Source organism: Halorubrum sp. ARQ200 (genome assembly GCF_005435115.1).
Classification (GTDB): Archaea; Halobacteriota; Halobacteria; order Halobacteriales; family Haloferacaceae; genus Halorubrum; species Halorubrum tropicale.
In genome coordinates this window covers 31,175-53,441 of the sequence record NZ_SGTZ01000001.1, presented here as the reverse complement: position 1 = coordinate 53,441, position 22,267 = coordinate 31,175, and the positions used below count along the sequence as shown (strand labels likewise).

Sequence of the window (22,267 nt, the reverse complement as noted above, 5' to 3'; positions counted from 1 at the left end):
CGGGCGTCGCTCCGCGGCGATCAGGGGCCGGCCGTCGAGACGATCTTCACCACGTCGCCCTCGGTCAGCTCGTGGCCCTCGCCGATCCGGCGCGAGGCGCGCGCGTCGACCGCGTGGAGGTACCCCTCGCCGATGTCGGAGTGGACCGCGTACGCGAGGTCGCGCGGCGTCGAGCCCGCGGGCAGCAGGAAGGCGTCCGGGAGGACGTTGCCCGTCCCGTCCGTCCACTTGCCGGCGTCCTGGACCGGGTAGGCCGTGATCCGGTCGAGCAGGTCGTAGACGGCCGCGTTCAGCGCGGTCTGGACGCCCGTCCCCCCGTGAGCCGACATCGACTCGCGGAGCGCGTCGAGGCCGGCGCGCTGGTCGTCGGAGACCTCGCCGGTGATGGCGAACTCCTCGTCGCCCGGGTCGTAGTCGACGACGCCCGCCTCCGCGGCGCGGCGCAGGGCGAGTTCGCCGTCGGCGGTCGCCGGGATCACGGGCTTGTCGGTCCCCTCGCGGATGCGCTCGACCACCCCGTCGGGCGCCGCGTCGACCTTGTTCGCGACGACGACGATGGGCTTGGTGCGGCGGCGGACCGCCCGCGCGAGCGCCTCGCGGTCGTCGTCGGTCCACGCCTTCGGGTCGTCCGGGTACTCCAGCCCGCGCAGGACCGCGGTCACGTCGCGCTCGGTCGCGCCGAACCCCGTGAGCATGTCCGACAGCGCGGCTTCGAGGTCGAAGTCCGGGGCGCGGGACTGCCGCTCGACGCCCTCCCAGTTGCGGTCGACGATGCCGGCGAGCCACAGGTCCATCTCCTCCTCGACGAAGTCAACGTCGTCGAGGGGGTCGTGGCTCCCGACCTCGACCGGCTCGCCCTCGGCGTTCGTCGCGCCGGAGGCGTCGACGACGTTCAACACCACGTCCGCGTTCGTCAGCTCGTCGAGGAACTGGTTGCCGAGCCCCTTGCCCTCGTGGGCGCCGGGGACGAGGCCGGCGACGTCGAGGAGTTCGATCGGGACGTACCGCTTCCCGTCGCGGCAGTTCTCCGCCCCGCAGCGCTCCTCGCGGTCGAGACAGGGGCACTCGGTTCGGACGTAGGTCACGCCTCGGTTCGGGTCGACCGTCGTGAACGGGTAGTTCGCGACGTCGACGTCGGCCATCGTGGCGGCGGTGTAGAAGGTGGACTTGCCGGCGTTCGGCTTGCCCGCGAGCGCGACCGTGAGCATACCCGACGGTCGCGGCCCCGCGAAAAGCGCCTTTCGGTCGGGCGGGGCGAGCGCGCGGGGCTACTTCCGCGCGACGATCCGGAGCACGTCCTCGTCGGCCAGTTCGTGCCCCTTCCCGACCTGCTGGTCGTCGTGTTTCGCGCTCTCGCCGGTCACGCGCGCGAACTTGAACCGCTCGTCGAACTCGCCGCCGAGCTTCTCGCAGGCGTCGCCGACGGTGTCGCCCTCGAACAGGATGAGCGGCTCCTCGTAGTCGACGCCGCGGCCCGGCTTGTCCATGTAGATCCGGATGACGCCCAGCTCCTCCCAGAGGCGCTCCTTCAGCCCGTCGAGGCCGAGCCCCTCCTGCGCGGAGATAAACACCACGTCGTCGGGGTCGAGGTCGCGCTCGCGCAGTTCCTCCTTCACGGTCGGGAGGTAGCTCTTGTCGATGAGGTCCGCCTTGTTGACCGAGACCATCGAGGGGAGGTACTCGCGGTTGTCCATCACGGCGTCGACCAGCTCGTCGATGGTGAGGTCGTGGGGGATCGTCACCTTCGCGTTGACGTAGCCGTACTCGCGGAGGACCTGCTTGACCGTCTCCTCGTCGAGGCTCACCTCGTCGCTCATCGTCACGCCGAGCCCGTCCTTGTGCGTCTTCCGGATGTTGATGTTCGGGGGCTCGGTGTCGAGTCGGATGTTCGTGTTGTACAGCTCCTCGCGGAGCCGGTCGTACTGCTCGATCTCGAAGACCGAGAGCATGAACACGACCAGGTCCGCGGTCCGGACGACCGAGAGCACCTCCTTCCCGCCGCCGCGGCCGCCGGCGGCGCCCTCGATCAGGCCCGGCACGTCGAGGATCTGGATGTTCGCGCCGCGGTACTGCAGCATGCCGGGGTTGACGTCGAGGGTCGTGAACTCGTACGAGCCGACCTCGCTGTCGGCGTTGGTGAGGGCGTTGATGAGGGTGGACTTGCCGACGCTCGGGAACCCGACCAGGGCGACGGTGGCGTCGCCGTGCTTCTCGACCGCGTAGCCGTGGCCGCCGCCGGCGGAGGACTGGTTCTCCAGCTTCTCTTTCTTCTCCGCGAGCTTCGCCTTCAGCCGCCCGATGTGGGCCTCCGTGGCCTTGTTGTAGGGCGTGTTGGCGATCTCCTCGCGGAGGTCTTCGATCTCCTCCTCCAGTCCCATTACCCGTTCCTCGGCCGGTCGGCTCGTTAAAGGTGTTCCTTCGGATTGCCAGTCCTCGACCGAGGATCGGATCGACCGCGAACGCCGCGCGAACCGCCGGTTCGCCGCCGAACGAGTGGTTGGCCCGCCGATACTTCGACACGGTTATATCGGAGACGAGTAACCCATTCACACGCCGAATGCCAGATCCGTCGAGCCTTCGCGACAGTACGCAGATCGTCCTCCCGCGCCGCGCGCTCGACGGGCACCGGGAGTGTCTCGAATCCCGCTTCACCGTCACCGTCGTGGAGGGCTCCGACCAGTACCGGATCATCGGGAGCCCGGTCGAGATCAAGGCCGCCAGCAACTACCTCGCGCGCAACGGCGTCGCGGTCGCGTGAATCGCCCGGCGGTCGCTCGCGGATATTCTTGAGCGACGGCCCGCCGCCGCGCCCCTTCGACCGCCGCGCCGGCTGCGAGTTCCGGATCCCCACGACCGCTGCTGGGGTCCAAACCCTATTGCGTTCCATCCGCCAACGAGGACCGTGATGGACACCAACCGCGAGTGGCTTCTCGCCGAGCGGCCGACCGGCGAGCCTGACGAGGACAGCTTCGAACTGCGCGAGACCGACGTTCCCGACCCCGACCCGGGCGAGCTCCTCGTCCGCGTCCGGTTCCTCTCCGTCGACCCGTACATGCGCGGCCGGATGCGCGACGCCGAGTCGTACGCCGAGCCGTGGGACGTGGGCGACGCGCTCAAGGGCGGCGTCGTCGGCGAAGTGGTCGAAAGCGAGGGCGACGCGTACGACGCGGGCGACCTCGTGACCGGCGAGGGGCGCTGGGCCGACTACGCGACGCTCGACGCCGCCGACGTCGCGCCGGTCGACCCGACCGTCGCCGACCCGGAGGCGTACCTCGGCGTCCTCGGGATGCCCGGCCGGACCGCCTACTTCGGCCTCCTCGACGTGGGCGAGCCGAAGCCCGGCGACACCGTCGTCGTCTCCGGCGCGGCCGGCGCCGTCGGCTCCGTCGTCGGCCAGATCGCGAAGCTGAACGGCTGTCGGGTGGTCGGCTTCGCCGGCAGCGACGAGAAGACCGACTGGCTCACCGACGACCTCGGCTTCGACGCCGCGATCAACTACAAGGCGACGGACGACTACCGGGCCGCGCTCGACGAGGCGGCGCCGGACGGCGTCGACGTGTACTTCGACAACGTCGGCGGGCCCATCACCGACGCCGTGTTCACGAAGCTGAACCTCGACGCGCGCGTCGCTGTCTGCGGTCAGATCGCCCACTACAACGACGAGACGGCCCCGACCGGGCCGCGGAAGCTCCCGCAGCTCATCTCCGTGCGCGCGACGGTCCGGGGCCTGCTCGTCGGCGACTTCGCGACCCGGTTCGGCGAGGCGAGCGAGCGCCTCGCGGGGTGGGTCGCGAGCGGCGACCTCGAACACCGCGAGACGGTCGTGGAGGGCTTGGAGAACGCGCCCGACGCCTTCCTCGGCCTGTTCTCCGGCGAGAACATCGGGAAGCAGGTGGTGCGGGTGTCGGCGGCGGAGCAGTAGTCGCGGCCCGCTCGACCCCGTTACGCGGGAAACGCGGCCCGGCCCCGCGGCGGTCGTCACCGCCGCGAAGGAACCGTCGGCAGGGCTATACGACGCTGAGATGTATCGGCGCGTATGAAATTACTCCGCTGGGCCGCGGTCGCGCTCGTCGGGGCCGTCGTCGTCGTCGCCGCCGCGTACGCGGTCTTCGCGGGCGTCCTGATCGGGTCCGACGTGGCGTCGTACTCCTCGGACGGCGTCACCGTGTCGGACCTCGCGTACGAGGACGCCTTGGACCGAGCCGACGCGGCCGGGTACGAGGTCGAGCGCGTCGGATCGAGCGGCTTCCACCCGGCGGGGATCGCCGAGCTCGACGCCGACCTCGGCCCGGAGTACGAGGCGTTCAGGGTCACGTTCGACCACTCGGAGGCGACGCGGCTGTGGGCCACCTTCTACGCCGACGAGGGTGTCACCGTCGTGACCGTCTTCGCGGACGGCAACCGCGGCGAGTTCACCGTCGACGACCTCCCGCCGGAGGAGTGGCTCGTCGATCGGCTCACGACCCTGTTCGAGATGGACGAGGCGACCGCGGCGGGGGACGTCGAGGAACTACAAGCGAACGTCCGTGACGCCGAGCCCGACGAGCTCGGGGCGGGCGCCCCGGAGATCAGGATCGAGGAGCCGGTCGCGTTCCGCGCGACGTACGACGAGCTGACCGCTCGCGCGACGACGGTCACCGAGCGTTCCGTCCCGGGCTCCGGTCAGCACACCCGCGAGTACTACGCGGGCGGAGCGCGGTTGGGAGCGATCGACTTCGTCCTCTCGCGGGCGACCGTCACGCACGAGGTCGACGGGTACACCTACCGGGTCCACCTCGATTACCACGGCGGGATCGAGGTCGACGCGCAGACGCGCGCCTCCCGGTCATTCGAGGAAGCCGACGTTCGCGCGACCTTCCGACGGATGTTCGAGGAGATGGGGATCCCGCCGGAGACGGCCGACCACCTACGGCTGGAGTACCGGGGGAGCGTGTGGTGAACGAGAAGGCGCCTGCTTCGTTCAGTACGTGCGACTGGTAGGTTCAGATCCCTGCCCGGTACATATTCGCGCCGCTCGCGACGTTGCTCGCGGCGCAAAAACATGGACTCGCGGGGGTCCCGCGAGCGAACGCAGTGAGCGAGTGGGGCCACGCGAGGGAACGACTAAGCGAACGAAGTGAGCGCAGGAGTGGACTCGCGGGGATTTGAACCAGAACCAGACGTGCTCGCTCGCGTCGCTCGCTGCGCGCGACTGGTAGGGTTCAAATCCCCCGCTCGGCACATGTTCACGCCGCTCGCGACGTTGCTCGCGGCGAAAAAACATGGACTCGCGGGGATTTGAACCCCGGGCCTTCCCCGTGCCAGGGGGATGATCTACCACTGATCTACGAGCCCGCGAACGCATCCGTTCGTTCCCCGCTGGATATATTAAGGCCTTCGACTCGCCGACGCGAGGCGGACCCGATCCGGAGCGCGTCAGATCCGGTCGGAGTCGACGTACACGTCGAGGTCCACGTCCCGTCTCGACCCCTCCAAGTCCTGAACGGCGCGTTCGACGACGCGCTCGGCCTCGTCTCTGATCAGCGGGATCGCCTTCTTCAACACCCAGTCGAACGAGACGAGCCGCGGCAGGTCGAGCGCGTCGGAGCTGGCGGAGCCCGGATCGAACTCGACTTCGAGCGCGACCTCGCAGGGGGCGTCGTCGCTTCGATCGGCGTCGTCGCTCGTGTCGTCGCCCGCGTCGTCGCTCGTCGCGGGCGTCACCCGCCAGCAGCCGCCGGCGTCGATGTCTTTTGTGATCTCCCAGTCGATGCGGGCGGGCGGGTCGACGCCGGTCACCTCCGAACGAGCGGTGTAGGAGATCTTCCACCACGCGAACGTGAGCGCGTACCGGGTCCCGGGCCCGCCGTCGCCGGTGACCGTGCGGACCTCGCGGAGGTACTCCGAGTAGTTCGCGTACTGCGGGAAGTCCAGCAGGAACTCGTACACCTCCTCAGGATCGGCGTACACCTCCGTTCGCACGACGAGTTCGTCCACGTACCCGGGTTCGCGCGGCGCTTATTAAACGGTCCGGCGACGGTACGTGTTCGGCGTTTCCGCAGTGATCGGTGTCGGATCCTCACCCGCTCGGTGGTACTCGAGCGACCTCGGGATGACGGAGTACTCCTCCAAAGCCCCAGTCTCTCGCTCGTACGGATTTGGCTTCCCTGTGGCGAACACCGCCAAAGCCCCAGCCGCGAGGACTCGCGCGGCTTGCTGCGCTCCTCGCTCACTCCGTTCGCTGTGGTGCTTACTGCGCCGTGCTTCGTCCTCGCGGCTGCCCCTTTGAGTCCCACCCCGCACCGCGACCGCACCTCACGCCTCCCCAGCCTCGTCGGGCGCCATCGCTTCGCTCGGCGCCCGACTCCCTCGCGCGTGCTCCTCGCGTCCGTCGGACGCTCGGAGGCACGCGCCACCGCTCCCAGAAAGGAATTCCTGAACCGCGACGGAGGCGAAAGGGCGCGATCAGCGGAACCCGGAACGGGCCGCCGAAGCCGCCGGATACATGCGGGTCGCGGCGCTCGTACGCCCATGGCTGCCGACGAGCGCAACGCCTTCGAAGTGTACCGCGACCGGGTTGATCGCCCCCTCGGACGGCTGTTCCGCGAGTACGGGGCCTCCGAGGCCCACTGGCTCGCGGTCGGGATGGTCGCCAACATCGTCGCCCGGGTGGCGGGGCTGATCCCGCCGGTCGTCCTCGGCGTCGCGATCGACGCCGTCTTCACCGGCACCGGCCCCTACACGCTCCCGATCGTTCCGGACGCGTGGCTCCCCACCAAAGACGGTGCGCAGTTCCGCCTCTCCGTGCTGCTCATCTTCGGGTCGTTCGTCGTGACGGGCGTGTTCACGTACGTCTACGGCATCGCGGCGAACAACTTCGCGCACCGCGTGATGCACGCGGTCCGCACCGACTCCTTCGACCAGATGCAGCGGCTCGACATGACCTTCTTCGACGACAAACAGACCGGCGAGGTCATGTCCGTCCTCAACAACGACGCCTCGAACCTAGAGGTCTTCCTGGACAACGCCCTCCAGAACTCCGCCCGCCTCGGCGTGATGCTGGTCGGGATCGCGGGCGTCCTCGTCTACTACAACTACGAGCTAGCGGTCGTCACCCTCGCCGCGATCCCGCTCATGCTCCTCTTCACGGTGTGGTTCATGCGCGCTGTCGAGCCGCGGTACACCGCCCAACGGTCCGTCGTCGGCGACCTCAACACCGCCCTCGAGAACGCGCTGTCGGGCGTCGAGCTGGTGAAGACCTCCAACACGGAGGCCCACGAGAGCGATCGCGTGGAGGACGCCTCGTTCTCGTACTTTCGGCGGACGATGTCGATCCTCCGGCTCAACTACGTCTACCGCCCCGGGATGGAACTGCTCGCCGGGCTCGCCTTCGCCGCCACCTTCGCGGTCGGCGGCTACTGGCTCGCGAACGGCCCGCCGGGCCCGTTCTCCACGGAGCTGACCGTCGGGACGTTCGTTACCTTCGTCCTCCTCACGCAGCAGTTCGTCGCCCCGCTCGCCGAGGTCTCGAACATCATCGACCAGTACGAGAACGCGAAGGCCTCCTGCGAGCGCGTGTTCGGGCTGCGCGACATCCCGGTCCGCATCGAGGACGCCGACGACGCGGTCGAACTCGGCGGCGGTGCCGAAAGCGACGGCGGGGCCCGAAACGACGGCGGCGTGACGCCGGCCGGCGACACCGACCGCGGCGGCGTCGCGGGCGCGGTCGAGTACGACGACGTCTCCTTCGCGTACCCCGAGAACGCCCTCGTCGACCCCGCGGACGCCGAGGAGGAGGTCCTCAGCGGCGTCTCCTTCGCCGCCGACCCGGGCGACACCGTCGCCCTCGTCGGCCCGACCGGCGCCGGGAAGTCGACGCTGCTCAAGCTCCTCCTCCGGCTGTACGACGTGACCGACGGCGCGATCCGCGTCGACGGCCACGACGTGCGCGACGTGACTGCCGAGAGCCTCCGCTCGTCCGTGGGCTACGTCGCGCAGGACACCACGCTGTTCGACGGCACCATCGCCGAGAACATCCGCTACGGCCGGTTCACGCGGATCGAGGAGGCGGGCGCCGAGGGCCTCGACGAGGACGAGGTCCGAGAGCGCGTAATCGAGGCCGCGAAGGCCGCGGAGGCCCACGAGTTCATCTCGTCGCTGCCGAACAGATACGAGACGCGGATCGGCGAGCGCGGCGTGAAGCTCTCCGGCGGCCAGCGCCAGCGACTCGCCATCGCGCGGGTCGTCCTCCAAGACCCCGCGATACTCATCCTCGACGAGGCGACCTCCGCCGTCGACACCGAAACCGAGATGCTGATCCAGCGCTCGCTCGACCGGCTCGCCGCCGACCGCACCACCTTCGTCATCGCGCACCGCCTCTCGACGGTCACCGACGCCGACACCGCGCTCGTGTTGGAGGACGGCGGGGTCGTCGAGCGCGGCACCCACGACGAACTGCTCGCCGCGGACGGGCTCTACGCGAAGCTCTGGGGCGTTCAGGCCGGCGAGATAGACGAGCTGCCGGAGGAGTTCGTCGAGCGCGCCCGCGAGCGCCACGTCGACCGCGCGGTCGAGCGGGCGACCGAGAGCGAGGTCGACCCGGAGACGCTGGAGTAGCGGGCGGCGCTCGTTTCGCGGCTCAGTCGTCGCTCGACACCTGGCCGGTCGCGTCGGCGTCGGCGCCCGGCACGGCGGCGGCGGGCGCGGGCGGCTCGTCGCGCACGTCGACGCCCGTGCCCTCCGCGATGACCTCCGCGTACGCGTCGGGGAAGACGCGGACGAAGTCGTCGAGCGCGGCCTCCCAGTCGTCGAGGAGGTCGGCCGCGCGCTCGCTGTCGGTGTACGCGCGGTGGTTCTCGACGAGCCGGCGGAGCATACGCTCGTCCGACCCCTCCAGCGTCTCGGAGACCGACACCATCCCGCGGTTGACGCGGTCGTCGAGGCGGTCGTCGGGGTCGTACACGTAGGCGATGCCGCCGGACATCCCGGCCGCGAAGTTGCGGCCCGTGTCGCCGAGGACGGCGACGACGCCGCCGGTCATGTACTCGCAGCCGTGGTCGCCCACGCCCTCGACGACCGCTTTCACGCCCGAGTTGCGGACGCCGAAGCGCTCGCCGGCGACGCCGTTGACGTACATCTCGCCGTCGGTGGCGCCGTACAGACAGACGTTGCCGGCGACGACGTTCTCGGTCGGGTCGTACGCCGCCTCGGCGGGCGTGTCGATCACGAGCCGCCCGCCGGAGAGCCCCTTGCCGACGTAGTCGTTGGCGGCGCCCGACAGCTCCATCGTGATCCCCGGCGCGAGGAACGCGCCGAAGCTCTGCCCGGCCTCGCCGTCGAACCGGCAGGAGATAGTGTCGTCCGGGAGCCCCTCGCCGCCGTGTTCGGAGACGACGCGGTTCGAGAGCGTGGCGCCGACCGCGCGGTCGACGTTGCGCACGTCGCGGGTGAGCGCGACCGGCGCGCCGTCCTCGATGGCGGGCGCGGCCTCCTCGATGAGGTCCCAGTCGAGCAGGTCGTCGATACCGCCGTGGGCCTGCTCGCGGACCTTGGTGCGGGACTCGCCCGCGGGCTCGGCGATGACCGCCGAGAGGTCGAGGTGCTTCGCCTTCTCGTGGTCGGTGTCGCGCTGGGCGAGCAGCTCGGGGCGGCCGATGAACTCCTCAAGCTCCGTGTACCCCTGCTCGGCCATGATCTCGCGCAGCTCCTGCGCGATGAACGTCATGTAGTTGATGACGTGGTCCGGCTGGCCGGGGAACCGCTGGCGGAGGTCCTCCCGCTGGGTGGCGACCCCGACCGGGCAGGTGTTCTCGTGGCACTGCCGGGCCATCACGCAGCCCGCGGTGACGAGCGACGCGGTGCCGAAGACGTACTCCTCGGCGCCGAGGGCGGCCGCGACCGCGACGTCGCGGCCGGTCCGCAGCCCGCCGTCCGCGGAGACGCGAATGCGGTCACGGAGCCCGGTGGCGCGGAGCATCTGGTTCGCCTCCGCGAGCCCGAGCTCCCACGGCAGGCCGGCGTTCTTGATCGAGGTCTTCGGCGAGGCGCCGGTGCCGCCGTCGTGGCCGGAGACGTGGACCACGTCGGCGTTCGCCTTCGCGACGCCGGCCGCGATGGTCCCGATGCCGGCCTCCGAGACCAGCTTCACGTTGACGTCGGCCTCGGGGCTCGCGGCCTTCAGGTCGAAGATGAGCTGCTTGAGGTCCTCGATCGAGTAGATGTCGTGCTGGGGCGGCGGCGAGATGAGCCCGACGCCCGGCGTGGAACACCGGACGTGCGCGATCATCTCGTTTACCTTCTTGCCCGGGAGGTGGCCGCCCTCGCCGGGCTTCGAGCCCTGCGCCATCTTGATCTGGAGCTCATCGGCGCTCGCGAGGTACTCGGAGGTGACGCCGAAGCGGCCGGAGGCGACCTGCTTGACGGTACACTCCTTCTCGGTGTCGAACCGCTCGGGCGGCTCGCCGCCCTCGCCGGTGTTCGACTTCGCGCCCAGCCGGTTCATCGCGATGGCGTTGTTCTCGTGGGCCTCCGGCGAGATGCTCCCGAGGCTCATCGCGGCCGTCGAGAAGCGCTCGACGATCGACTCGACGGGCTCGACCTCCTCGACCGGGACGGGGTCGCGGTCGGAGTCGAACTCCAAGAGCCCGCGCAGCGACTGGAGCTCCTCGGTCTGGTCGTTCACCAGCTCCGCGAACTCTTGGTACTGCTCGTAGTCGCCGCCGCGGACGGCCTGCTGGAGGGTGCCGACCGTCTGGGGGTTCCAGCCGTGTTTCACGCCGGACGAGCGGTGCTCGTACTCGCCGATCGTCTCCAGTTCGGGGTCGGCGCCGAACGCCATCGCGTGGCGCGTGCGCAGGTCGTCTTCGATCTGCTCGATCCCGATCCCCTCGGTGCGGATCTCGGTCCCCTCGAAGTACTCGGCGACGAACTCGGAGTCGAGCCCGACCGCCTCGAAGATCTGGGCGCCCTGGTACGACTCCATCGTCGAGATGCCCATCTTCGCCATCGTCTTGAGGAGGCCGTCCTCCAGCGCGTGGCGGTACGCGGCGAGCGCCTCGTCCTCGTCGGCGCCGTCCGGCCCGGCGACCACGTCGGCGATGGAGGCGTACGCGAGGTACGGGTCGACGGCGTCGGCGCCGTAGCCGACGAGCGTCGCGAGGTGGTGGACCTCGTGGGGCTCGGCGGACTCGACGACCACGCCCGCGCGGTTGCGGAGCCCCTTGCGGACGAGGTGGTGATGGACCGCGCCGGTCGCGAGCAGGCTCGGCACCGCCAGGCGGTCCGGGCCCACCGCGCGGTCCGAGAGGACGACCACATCGGCGCCGTCCTCGATGGCGGCCGCGGCGTCCTCGCGGACCCGGTTGACGGCGTCGACGAGCGACCCGTCGCGGTCGTAGGTGACGTCGACGACGAGGGAGGTGAACTCGGGGCCGTCGGCGGCCACGTCCGCGTCGCCCGGGCTCCGCTCGCCCGGCCCCGGCAGGTCGCGGAGGGCGGTCGTCTCGGCGTCGGTCAGGACCGGTGACTCGGCGACGATCTGCTCGGCGTGCTCCGGCGTCTCGTCGAGGAGGTTGCGCTGATTGCCGATGCGCGTCTCGAGCGAGGTGACGAGCTCCTCCCGGATGTAGTCGATCGGCGGGTTCGACACCTGCGCGAACAGCTGCTTGAAGTAGGTGAACAGCGGGCGGTCAACGTCGGCGAGGACCGAGAGCGGGGTGTCGTCGCCCATGGAACCGACCGGGTCCTTCCCGTCCTTCGCCATCGGCTCGACGAGGTGGTTCAGCGAGTCGGTCGTGTAGCCGAACGCGGCCTGGTGGGCGCGGACGGTGGGTTCCGCGTCCACGTCGTCGGCGTCGTCGCCCTCGTCGACCGAGTCCGCGCCGATCCCGGCCGCGGCGTCGTCCTCCTCGGTGAACGCGTCGAGGTCGACTTGGCCGTCCTCGACCCACTCGCCGTACTTCTCGTCGGTGAGCGCCTCGAACACCTCGTCGTCGGGGACGATCCGGCCCGCCTCGGGGTCGGCGACGAAGATTTCACCGGGCTGGAGGCGGCCCCGACGGCGCACGTCCGCGGGCTCGGTCGGGAGCGCGCCGACCTCGCTGCCGACGACGAGGCGGTCGTCCGTCGTCACCTCGTAGCGACACGGGCGGAGCCCGTTGCGGTCCAAGACGCCGGCGACGCGTTCGCCGTCGAAGCCGATGACGAGGGCGGGACCGTCCCACGGCTCGACGAGGGAGGCGTGGTAGTCGTAGAAGTCCGCGCGGTCGTCGTCCATCAGGTCGTCGCCGCGGAACGCCTCCGGGATCAGCATCCGGAGCGCGTGCGGAAGGTCGCGGTCGGTATGGAGGAGCAGTTCGAGCGCGTTGTCGACGCTCGCGGTGTCCGACTGGTTCGGGTCGTCGATCACCGGCTTGATCGTGTCGAGTTCGGCCCCGAACGCCGGGTGTTCGAGGTCGTTCTCGCGGGCCCGCATCCAGTTGACGTTGCCGCGGATCGTGTTGAACTCGCCGTTGTGGACGATGTTGCGGTACGGGTGCGCGAGGTGCCACGCGCCGAGCGTGTTCGTCGAGAACCGCGCGTGGACCAAGGCGACGTGGCTCGCGAAGCGCTCGTCCGCCAAGTCGGGGTAGTAGTCAGCGAGCTGCGAGCCCTTCAGCAGGCCCTTGTAGACGACGCGCTGGCGGTCGAGCGAGCAGACGTAGAAGCGCCCCGCGCCGTCGACCTCCGAGACGGCGTTCTCGATCTCGCGGCGGGCCGCGTACAGCGCGCGGTCGAACCCGAGCAGGTCCGGGTCGGCGTCGTCGGGGCGGTTCCCCTCGCTAGTGAACCGCTGGGCGAGCCCCGCGCCCTCGACGGGCGCGACGAACACCTGCGACACCTCGGGCTCGGAGTCGAGCGCCGTGGCGCCGAGGTCGGCGTTGTCGGTGGGCACCGAGCGCCACGCGAGCACCTCCAGCCCGTAGACGGCGCACACCTCGGCGATGACGTCGTGGATCTCCGCCTGGACGCCCGGCTCCGGCGGCATGAACACGGAGCCGACAGCGTACTCCTCGGGGAGGTCGGCGTCGACGACGTCGCGGAAGAACTCGTCCGGCCGCGCGACCATGATCCCCGCGCCGTCGCCGGTGTTCTCCTCGGCGCCGGTCGTCCCGCGGTGTTCGAGGTTTTCGAGCAGTTCGACCGCGTCCGCGACGGTGTCGTGCGACGGCGTACCGTCGAGGTCGACGACCCCGCCGATGCCGCAGTTCGACCGGTCGTCCGTCGGCGCCGCGAGCCCCCCCTCGTGACCCGAGGACTCCGAGTCGCGTACGCCCCGGGTGGTACTACGTGACTTAGTCATACGTCTCCCTACGGATGAATAGTTAAAGGTATGACCCTGATAGGGGTAGGATCCATCGTACACACATTAGGGAATATAAGGTAATTATTCATCACGGGTGGTGAACAGATGACACACCACCAGAACCAGACAGAACCATCGGGTTTTCAGTCCGATAATTGACGGAATACCCCATAACACACCGCGAACGTTTCACTCTATCTGAGCAGAGTGAAGAAACGTCCAGCTCGAAATTACTCTCGAAGAGGGACGAACGAGCCGTTGATGTCCCACTCGTGGATACAGTAGACGTTACCGGGGTCGTCCGCGATCCGCCACCCCTCCACCTCGTCGTCCCATCGCTCCTCGCGCCCGCAGAGTTCGCACGCGCGCTCCTTCGGCGGTGTGATGGTCACGCCCATGACCGAACGGAGGGCATCAGCGAGCAAAAACGTACCGACGGTCGGCCACCACGGAACTGTATCGCGACGCGATCCGACGGCTCGTCCGAACGACGGCGACGCCCGCGCTCACGCCCCGCTCCCGCGGCGCCGGGCGAGCAGCGACGCCCCGACCACCGCCGCGAGCGACGCGGCGGGCCCGAACCCGGGGAGGTCGTACGCGGTCGATCGGATCGGCGCGTCGTCGTAGCCCAGATCGCTCGCATCGGCCTCGTCCGAAGGCGGTTCGCCGGACACAGACGATTCCCGGAACTCGCCCGAGTCGCCGGGGGCGGCCGACGTCGCACCGCCGCCATCACCGGTCTCGGTGTCGCTCGACGGTCCGTTCTCGCCGTCGCCCGGCCGTCCGTTCTCGGGGCGGGAGTTCGCCGCCGCGGAACCGGCTGGCCCGGGTTCGAGCCCGCCAGGTCCGGAAAGCTCCGCCGGTCCCGCGGCCGGCGGGATCTCGGACGCTCCGGGGGCGATCGAGACGCCGACGCCCGGCGGCCGCGACGGCCGGCCGAGATCCGAGCCGGTCGGTCCGTCGGGTCCGTTGTTACCGCCGGCATCGGTGGCGGCAGCGTCGTCGGACCCGACGGAGCCGCCCGGACCGTCAGCCGAACCAGTGCCGCGGGACCCACCCGTAATCGAACTGCTACCGGCCGAGCCGCCACCGGTTGAGCCACCATCGGTCGAACCGCTACCTGCCGAACCGCCGCCGGCCGAGCCACCATCGGTCGAGGCGCCGCCAGTGTTTGAGGTGGTCGGCGCACCGGGCTGACCCGACGACCCCGTCGCGACCGACGCAGTCGTCTGGGTGGAATCGGCGGTCGATTCGACGCTCGTTTCCTCCGCAGCCGGATCTGCGACGTAGGTCAGCCCGGTCGTCACGCGGTGCCTGTCGTCCGCCGCGGTCCGGCGGAGTCGATCGTCGTCCACCCGAAAGGCGACCTCGAACGTCTCCCCGGGGTCGGGGATCGTCTCGGTTCCGAACGCGCGGTCGCCGGCGACGACGAGGTACAGGCCGTTCCGGTCGAGGTGGACTGCGGACTCGTTCGGCGTGTGACCGATCCCGCCCCCGTCAGACCCGTTACTTGCGTCCGTGGCCGTCGGTTGGACCCCGAATTCGAGGCCGTCGAGTCGGTCGAGATCCGCGCCACGCTCCAGTGATCCGTTCGCGGTCGCCGCGAGGCCCGTGAGCCCCGTCGCGTTCACCGCGTACACGACGGTGTCGTTCGCAGTCGCGGTCGTCGCCTCGGTGAGCGTTCTGTCGGCGATCGCCTCCCGGACCGCGGTCGCGTTCTCGAAGTCGCCGCGGTCGACCGCCTGCGTCGTGTACGCCGTTAGGTTGTTCGTCGATCGGGGTTCCACGGTGACCGTGGCGGTGTCGTTGGCGACCTCGGTGCCGTGTTCCGACCGGAGTGTGAGGTCGTACGTCCCGGGAGTGAGCGACCCGGAGTCCCCGTTGACCGACTCGACGCCGATACCGGTGCCTGCCGTGACGAAGTCCGACCGGGATTCAGTCGACGCGTATGTGTTAATCGTGACGGGTGTCGGGCCTGTCTTGTTGGTTGTCAGGTTGAGTGTTGTAGAAGAATTACCATCCGTACTAGAAAATGTCATATCTAATTTTGGTACACTATGAGACAGAGAGATCCGCATTGGACTTCCATAGTTTGACTCTTCAGTAATATTCTTCAGAGTAACGCGTTTTCTGTCCTCTCCAATAATTTCAAACTTCTCTGAATTCCCTCTATCTGAGTGGACGTAGTATGTGCCAGTAGAGAGCGTTGACGTATTATATCCGACTTGTTGGGAATTGTTCAACTGTGTTCCTATGGATACAATCCGAGAGTTTCCGTCCTTCCCTACTTTATGAAGCTCAACAGACCTCGGATTTGGTGTGGAATTAAACAGAACTGTTTGTCCGGAGTATACGGGCGTGTTTATAGACTGATTGCGGTTGATTTGGACGGTATCTGTATTTGACCCAGTTGTGTGAACAGACTCAATGATAATTACTCCCCCATCGGCGACGCCATCAGAGACAAACTGTTGATTAAGATCAGAGTTCCGAAGCGGTTCCGCCTTTTTTACAGATACCCAGTTACCAGCACTATGTCCTAGTGCTAATTGAATGGACGCAGCATATCGGTTGCTACGGAAAATTCCACTTTGTGAGGCTGTGGTATTGAAATTGAGAGGGATATCCTCACTCCATCCCGTTAGAACTCTTGAGCGAGCAATAACTTGATCATGAAGGATATGACCAGTTGAATTGACAGGGTGTAGTGAAATTATGTATGGAGTCTCATCGTTGATCGTGTCTGAGACCTTAGCTCTGGAGATAACGATGGTCTCTGTTTGTGGTTCATTATATGATGAATTATTGAAATTTATATAGGAATTAACTACTCGACCACTAGCGGATGAAAGAGCTAATTCGGTTACCTTAGTGGGTAAATAATCTCCAATGTCATAATCTGAAGTATCAATCGAAGAGTTAGCTATGAGATATCCAGTGACATTTCCACCAGGGTTGGACAGATCAACAGAAATAGAATCTTCGCTCATAAGAACCTCTTTACGAAGATCTTGAACACCGATTATTTCGTTATGTTCTCGTTTTGTGATGAATAGGGTTGAATTTGTGTTCCCGCTGAGATTATCAACAGTTACACCGACAGCCGTCCGGAAGTCCCGATGGAGTTGTGTTGACCCGGTCGCTTGATTGTGAATTCGGATATTACCATCTATTATTTGAAATGAGCTTGTACTCTTTTGTTCGGTAAGGTTGGTAGATGAGAAATCAGTCTTGTTAGTGACTGTGATTGGATATCTTATGTTTCTCGAAAGTTGTGCCTCATCTGTGTTAATTCCAGATATTTGGACAGAGTCAATATGTATTGAGCGACTCGATCTATTCGGCCGTATCGTAGCGGCTAGGAGAGTCGTATCTTCAGTATTTAATTGTGAGGTATTAATTACGGATCCGTTTTGGATACCATTGATTGACATTGAGACTGAAGAAGTGTCTACTCCATTTGACTCAATACTAGCTAAATCCACATACAGTCTTATTTTTTCGGGAGTGTTTGATGTATTCAAAACTAGAATTTCAACATTATTTATTTTTTGCCCAGACTGACCTATTCGGATAGATTCCGGGTCACCAGTGCTGTTTAAAGTGGGTTTATGATTATTTGCTTGAGCATCAACGATGCTCGTTCCCAGTAGTACGATAACAGAACCGATCACGAAGCAAACGACAATACCGGTCCACAGCCATCGAAGCGATCGCGTCCGGATCATAGCCAACGAACCGCGGATGCCAGAGCGGTCGCTCCCGGGGCAGCACGGCGTCAGTGGTCGCCCAGCCTCCGCGAAGCGGCTCTTGTCGCACCGCGGGATCTCTTACTCGAACCGATCGCTTATAAGTGGCTTACGAACGTGAAAGCTTCCGCTCAGAGAAATAACCGCAAGACAGCGGCGTCGCGAGAGGGCTGCTTCATAGAAATTCACGGGCGATAGGTCCGGGATCGGACAGAACGGGAAACGAGGACTGGGCGGTCGCTGAAGGGGGTCAGTGTTCGACCGCTTCCATCATCGCGAGCAGCTGTTCGGACTGCTCGACCTCGACCGGGTGGAGTCCCACCAGCGCGATCACGTCCTCGCTGTCCGCGTCGGCCGCCTGGTGTTGGATCGTCGTGAGGTAGAGGAGGACGGGGATGTCCTCGACCGACCCGCTCTGGCCGTTCGAGCCCTCGACGTCCGCGCTAACGGTCGTTTCGAAGACGGAGATGGTCGCCTCCTGATCGAGGATCGTCCGCGTCTCCTCGCCCCGCGCCTCGATGTCGTCCGTCTGGATGTCGGCGTTGCCGCCGCCGACGTCCTGCTGGTTGACCTGGTTGAGGAGCCGGCGGATGAGCTCGGCGCCCTCCACTCGGACGAGCGGATTGACCGACTGGCCGGCGACCGACGCGTTCGGGGTGCTCGCCACGAACAACGCCGACTGGGTCGTCGGGTTGACGTACCGGGCGACCCACGTCGTCGCCGTCACCCACGCGTTCACGCCCGTGACGTTGAACTCGCGGTCGATGCTGAACGACTCCGGCTCCTGACCGTTGTATCCGGAGTCACTGTACGCGCTCTCCGGGACGCGCGCCGGTTCCGCGTCGAACTCGTAGCTCCCGTCCTCGCCGGCGCATCCCGCGACCGCGACCGACGCCGAGGCAGCCATCGCGGCGAGCAGTCCACGTCGTTTCATACGTACGGGTAGGTCCACACAGTTCTTTAACAGTATCGGCGAGGGTATCGGCCGCGAGAACGTCGGGGTCGAAGGCACAAAGTTCACGTCGGGGCGTGCGCGACGTGAGGCAAATGGAACGCCGAGGACAAACCGGGCTGGTGGAAGCGCTCTTCTTAGACGTTGTTCGCCTCCACGAGACGTGGATGGAGGTGGTCTTTCCCCGACAGCTCGACCCGAGCGCCGTCCTGGGAAAGTGGAAGCCCGAGACGACGGTTCAGTCGGTCGGCTACTACCTCTGGGCGGTGCTCGGCGCGCCGCTCGTCGCGGTCGCGTACCCGCTGTTGCTCGTCGGGTTCGCCACGCGCTACTACGCGGCGAAGCTCGACTCGGCGGTCACCCGGATCGGCGTCGCCGGTGCGGTGCTCGTCGCCGCCGTCGTCTGGGGGACGCTGACCGTCATCACCCACCTCCAACTCCCGTTCGACGCGGTGATCGCGGTCGGCGCCGCGAGCGCGGTAGCGGTCGTCTCGGCCGCGCTCGCCGCCGGCTTCTCGAAGCTGGGCGGACGGTTCGTCAGCGTCCTGCTCGCGTACCCGTTCGCCATGACGGCGCTGTTCCTGCCGCCGGTCGTCGCCGCGCTCGTCACGCCGACGCTGGAGGAACTAATCTTACCGCCGAGCTACGACCTCGCGCGGTGGATCCTCGACACGTTCCTCTCGGTGGGCGGCATAAACGAGATGCTTCGAGGCGCGTTCGACCTGGAGACGTTCGGCGAGCAGTGGGGGCTCCCCGGGCTGGGCTACGTGCTGATGTGGATCGGGATCTCGGTGCCGCTCGGGTGGTTCCTCGGCCTGCTCGTCGCGCTGGCGAACCTGATCCGGCCGGCCGACGACGCCTGATCGGGTCGGGGGTCGCCTGAATCGGAGCGACCGTCAGTCGGCTGAACCGGATCGGTCGTCGATCGATCAGTTCTCGGGATCGTATCCCTCGCTGGCCGCCTCGAACGACGACGCCGAGCGCTCGGTCTCCCGGCGTCGCTCGCGCTCGGCGATCGCCTCGGGGTCCGGGCTCGCGTCGTCGTCGATCCGAGCGATCGAGTTGTGGACCTTGGCGTGACACCAGCGACACAGGCCGACCGCGATCTCATGGGAGCCGTCGCCGCCGTACGAGAGGTGGTGTTCCTCGACGAGCGGCCGGGAGTCGTCGTGGGCCAGGCGCACGTCCGCCAGCCCGCACCGGGCGCAGGTCTTCGCGTCGGTCGTCGACCGGTAGTGCGGGCACGCGCGCCACGCGCCGTCGGCGCCGACGTGGCAGTCGTAGCCATCGGCGCGGCGGGCCGCCGCGAACTCGGGGTCGTCTCCGGACCGCGTCAGCGCGAAGCGACACCGACCGTCGTCGGTGAGGTGGTCGCAGACGCCGGCGACCGCGTAGGGGTCGTCGACGCCGACGGGAGTCCCGTCGGGGGTGCGCTCCATACCGGCAGGTAGGGGCGGACTCACTTCAATTCGGTCGCCTGAAGGCGGGAACGGAGCAGCGAGGGAGACGCGGGGGCCGGGGTGCCGACGGCTCAGACGAGGCTGGCGCCGTCGAAGTCGGTGCGGCCGTATTCCACGTCGAGGAGTCGGAGGAGGGTCGGGGCGACGTCGAGGAGGTCCGCGTCCTCGACCGTCGCGTCCGGGTGGTCGACGAACAGCGCGGCGTCGTCGAAGGCGTGCATCCCGGACCGTGGACCGTCGGGATCGAACACCTCGTCGTGCGGGCGGAACCCGGACTTGAGGTCGAACCCGTCGTTCGGGAGGACGACGAGGTCGGGCGCGATGGCGGCGTGATCGCCGCGGAACACCGTCTCGCGGTCGACGACGCGGTCGGCGACGGGGTCGCCGTCGGGGCCGGTCCACGACTCCAGCGCCTCGCGCAGTTCGGCGCGCGTCTCCTCGTACTCGGACTCGGGGACGACGCCGTTCGGCTCGCGGCCCTCCACGTTGAGGTAGAAGCGGCCGGGGACGAGCGAGTACGCGCGGGCGTCGTCGGTGACGTCGGCGAGCGCCTCGTGGTCGTCGCCGTCGTAGGAGAGCCACCCCTCGCGTTCGAGCCACTCGTTACAGTAGACGTCGTACCGGAGGCGGCGGAACCCGTGCGTGGAGCCGACGACGAGGGTGACGTCGTCCGGGAGCGCCTCGCGGATCGAGCCGACGTGCTCGTCGAGCGCGGCGTGGAAGGCAAGCAGCTCCTCGCGGTACGTCCCGCCGTCCTCGTAGTCGCCCCAGAGGAAGTGGTTGACGCGGTCGGGGGCGGTGAAGACGCCGACGAAGAGGTCCCAGTCGTCCCGCTCGACGTAGCGCTCGAAGGCCGCGGCGCGCGCGTCGAGGGTCTCGCGGGCGTGCTCTATGAACGCCGTCTTGTCCGGCTTGTGGCCGAGCTTCGCGTTGACCGACAGTCGATAGTCGCTGCCGGTCAGGTACTCGCGGAGCTCCTCGGGGGTGGCCGCCGCGTCGAGGTCGGGCGAGAGGTAGCCGGAGACCATCCGCTGGACGGTCCGCTGCGGCGGGAACGTGACGGGGACGTTCATCACGGTCGCGTCGAGCCCCGCCTCAGTCGCTCGGTCCCACACCCGGGGTGCCTGGACGTCGCGCCCCATCGGCACGTAGGTGTCGTAGGACCCCACCTCGCGGTCCTGAAAGCCGTACACACCCGTCTCGCCGGGGTTTTTCCCCGTCGTCAGGCTCGGCCAGCACGCGCTCGACTCCGCCGGCACGATGCTGTCGATCCGTCCCCCACCGCCCTCGTCCGCGATCGCCGACAGCGCCGGGAACGTCTCCGGGTTGTCGGCGACGAGCCGGTACGAGAGGCCGTCGATCCCGATGAACGCCACCCGCGGCGTGTCGCTCCCTCGCAGCCGGTCGAAGAGACCCATACACATTCATCCGCGGTCGAGGGCAAAAGGATTGACATCGGACGCGCCGCGAACCGCGGTTCGACGCCCCCGAGACGCGGGGGTCGTCGGCGCCCGAAGGGCGGCTCGTCTGTTCGTGAGGCCCGGACCGCCGACCGGCTCGGGTGGGTTTTTGTCCGTGACTCGCGGAGGACCCGGCATGGAACACAGACGCGCGATGCTCGTCGACGCGTTCGCCGCGGAGCCGCTGGCCGGGAACGCCGCCGGCGTCGTCCCCGACGCCGAGGGGCTGAGCGACGGCCAGCTGGCCGCGGTCGCCGCCGAGCTCGGCGCCTCGGAGACCGCGTTCCTGACCGACGGCGACGGCGCGGCCGACGACCGGCTCCGCTACTTCTCGCCGACCACGGAGGTCGACCTCTGCGGCCACGCCACGATAGCGACCTACGGCGCCCTGTTCGCCGAGGGGGCGATCGACGGCGGCGAGCGTACGCTCCACACGAACGTCTGCGACCTCACCGTCTCGGTCGACGACGACGGCACCGCCTGGATGCGACAGCAGGCGCCGAGCGTCGAGGTCGTCGACGTCGACCTCGACCGGGTGGCGGCCGCGCTCGGCGTCGACCCCGCCGCGCTGCGCGACGTCGGCGCGGACCTCCCCGTCGCGGTCGCGTCGACCGGCCTGCCGTTCCTCGTCGTCCCGGTGAACTTCTTGGAGCGGCTGGGCGAGGCGGATCCGGACGACGACGCGGTCGAAGCGCTCTCGGAGGCGTTCGACGTCGCGGGCGTGTACGCGTTCTCCTTCGACGCGCTCGACGCGGACTCGACGCTCCACGGCCGGGCGTTCGTCCCGTCGCTCGGCATCCCGGAGGACCCGGTCACGGGGACCGCGAGCGGCGCGGTCGGGGGATACCTCCGCCACGTCGACGCCTTCGACGGGGACAAGCCCGACGAGCTCCGGTTCGAACAGGGGCACTTCCTCGACCGGCCCGGGCACGTCCGCGTTCGCGTGGAGGCGGACGGGGTCCGCGTCGGCGGGCGGGCGACGGTCGCGCTCGACGGGGAGGTCCGGATCCCCGACGACGAGGACGACGAGATCATCGAGGCCTGATGCGCCGGAACGCGGGCGTCCGAGACAGAACGTTTAGGATCGCTCGCGACGTACGGCAGGTATGAAGTTCGACCTTCCACGCGCGGCAGCGGTCCTCGTACTGATCGTCGCGGTCGGCGCCGGCGGCCTCATCGGCGCGAACATGATGCCGCTCCGGACGACGCTGATGATGGTCGTCCCGTCGATGCTCGTCTTCGGGGCGCTCGCGTTCGCGATCGGCGTGAAACACGGCGAGTTCCGGGCCGGACACGCCTGACCCGGGGCGGGCGGCGAGCGGCGA

16 protein-coding genes and 1 tRNA gene are annotated in these 22,267 nt (G+C 67.7%); 7 read left to right on the top strand and 10 right to left on the bottom strand.

All coding sequences use genetic code 11. The features are described from left to right. Positions 1-20: 20 nt before the first annotated feature. Together EXE50_RS00235 and EXE50_RS00230 are read right to left on the bottom strand one after the other, a co-directional pair. Positions 21-1,208, bottom strand: a complete 1,188-nt coding sequence (locus EXE50_RS00235; RefSeq protein ID WP_137704033.1) for a redox-regulated ATPase YchF — start codon at positions 1,206-1,208, stop codon at positions 21-23. Between the two features lie 60 nt (positions 1,209-1,268). Further along, complete coding sequence (locus EXE50_RS00230) at positions 1,269-2,378, bottom strand: GTP-binding protein (RefSeq protein ID WP_053772350.1); 1,110 nt, start codon at positions 2,376-2,378, stop codon at positions 1,269-1,271. 179 nt (positions 2,379-2,557) lie between these two features. On the opposite strand from EXE50_RS00230, the gene EXE50_RS00225 reads away from it, so the two are divergent. The 3 genes from EXE50_RS00225 (at position 2,558) to EXE50_RS00215 (ending at position 4,939) form a co-directional block, all read left to right on the top strand. Beyond that, positions 2,558-2,758 carry a hypothetical protein gene (locus tag EXE50_RS00225; RefSeq protein WP_053772351.1) on the top strand — a complete coding sequence of 67 codons (201 nt, stop codon included), beginning with the start codon at positions 2,558-2,560 and terminating at the stop codon, positions 2,756-2,758. Between the two features lie 144 nt (positions 2,759-2,902). Beyond that, positions 2,903-3,922, top strand: a complete 1,020-nt coding sequence (locus EXE50_RS00220; RefSeq protein WP_137704032.1) for an NADP-dependent oxidoreductase — start codon at positions 2,903-2,905, stop codon at positions 3,920-3,922. A 114-nt stretch (positions 3,923-4,036) separates the two neighbouring features. After that, positions 4,037-4,939, top strand: coding sequence for a hypothetical protein (locus tag EXE50_RS00215; protein WP_137704031.1), 903 nt, complete (start codon positions 4,037-4,039; stop codon positions 4,937-4,939). A gap of 323 nt (positions 4,940-5,262) precedes the next feature. Here the strand turns inward: EXE50_RS00215 and EXE50_RS00210 are convergent. Further along, positions 5,263-5,334: transfer RNA gene (locus EXE50_RS00210), tRNA-Ala, on the bottom strand. An 81-nt stretch (positions 5,335-5,415) separates the two neighbouring features. Continuing rightward, positions 5,416-5,976, bottom strand: a complete 561-nt coding sequence (locus EXE50_RS00205; RefSeq protein ID WP_053772354.1) for an SRPBCC family protein — start codon at positions 5,974-5,976, stop codon at positions 5,416-5,418. A gap of 534 nt (positions 5,977-6,510) precedes the next feature. Between EXE50_RS00205 and EXE50_RS00200 the strand changes: the two genes are divergently transcribed. After that, positions 6,511-8,595, top strand: coding sequence for an ABC transporter ATP-binding protein (locus tag EXE50_RS00200; protein WP_137704030.1), 2,085 nt, complete (start codon positions 6,511-6,513; stop codon positions 8,593-8,595). Between the two features lie 22 nt (positions 8,596-8,617). Here the strand turns inward: EXE50_RS00200 and gltB are convergent, their stop codons facing one another. From gltB to EXE50_RS00185, 4 genes are all read right to left on the bottom strand, one after another. Then, positions 8,618-13,318, bottom strand: a complete 4,701-nt coding sequence (gene gltB / locus EXE50_RS00195) for a glutamate synthase large subunit (RefSeq protein WP_137704029.1) — start codon at positions 13,316-13,318, stop codon at positions 8,618-8,620. Between the two features lie 233 nt (positions 13,319-13,551). Then, positions 13,552-13,719, bottom strand: coding sequence for an HEWD family protein (locus EXE50_RS17270; protein ID WP_167551913.1), 168 nt, complete (start codon positions 13,717-13,719; stop codon positions 13,552-13,554). A 108-nt stretch (positions 13,720-13,827) separates the two neighbouring features. Continuing rightward, the gene (locus EXE50_RS17935) at positions 13,828-16,311 is read right to left on the bottom strand and encodes a PGF-CTERM sorting domain-containing protein (protein ID WP_321167075.1); all 2,484 of its coding nucleotides are present in this window, start codon (positions 16,309-16,311) and stop codon (positions 13,828-13,830) included. Between the two features lie 1,009 nt (positions 16,312-17,320). Beyond that, positions 17,321-18,004, bottom strand: coding sequence for a DUF6517 family protein (locus EXE50_RS00185; RefSeq protein WP_137704028.1), 684 nt, complete (start codon positions 18,002-18,004; stop codon positions 17,321-17,323). Between the two features lie 140 nt (positions 18,005-18,144). Here EXE50_RS00185 and EXE50_RS00180 point away from each other — a divergent pair, with 140 nt between their 5' ends. After that, a complete protein-coding gene (locus EXE50_RS00180) occupies positions 18,145-18,885 on the top strand; it encodes a hypothetical protein (protein ID WP_053771511.1) in 741 nt (246 codons plus the stop codon). Positions 18,886-18,951: 66 nt separating this feature from the next. Here EXE50_RS00180 and EXE50_RS00175 read toward each other — a convergent pair whose 3' ends face one another. Continuing rightward, positions 18,952-19,461, bottom strand: coding sequence for a hypothetical protein (locus EXE50_RS00175; protein WP_137704027.1), 510 nt, complete (start codon positions 19,459-19,461; stop codon positions 18,952-18,954). Between the two features lie 92 nt (positions 19,462-19,553). After that, positions 19,554-20,900 (bottom strand): alkaline phosphatase family protein, encoded by a 1,347-nt coding sequence (locus EXE50_RS00170; protein WP_137704026.1) that lies wholly within the window; start codon positions 20,898-20,900, stop codon positions 19,554-19,556. Between the two features lie 178 nt (positions 20,901-21,078). Between EXE50_RS00170 and EXE50_RS00165 the strand changes: the two genes are divergently transcribed. Further along, positions 21,079-21,987, top strand: coding sequence for a PhzF family phenazine biosynthesis protein (locus tag EXE50_RS00165; protein ID WP_137704025.1), 909 nt, complete (start codon positions 21,079-21,081; stop codon positions 21,985-21,987). A 61-nt stretch (positions 21,988-22,048) separates the two neighbouring features. Then, the gene (locus tag EXE50_RS00160) at positions 22,049-22,243 is read left to right on the top strand and encodes a hypothetical protein (RefSeq protein ID WP_053771515.1); all 195 of its coding nucleotides are present in this window, start codon (positions 22,049-22,051) and stop codon (positions 22,241-22,243) included. Positions 22,244-22,267: the final 24 nt, after the last annotated feature.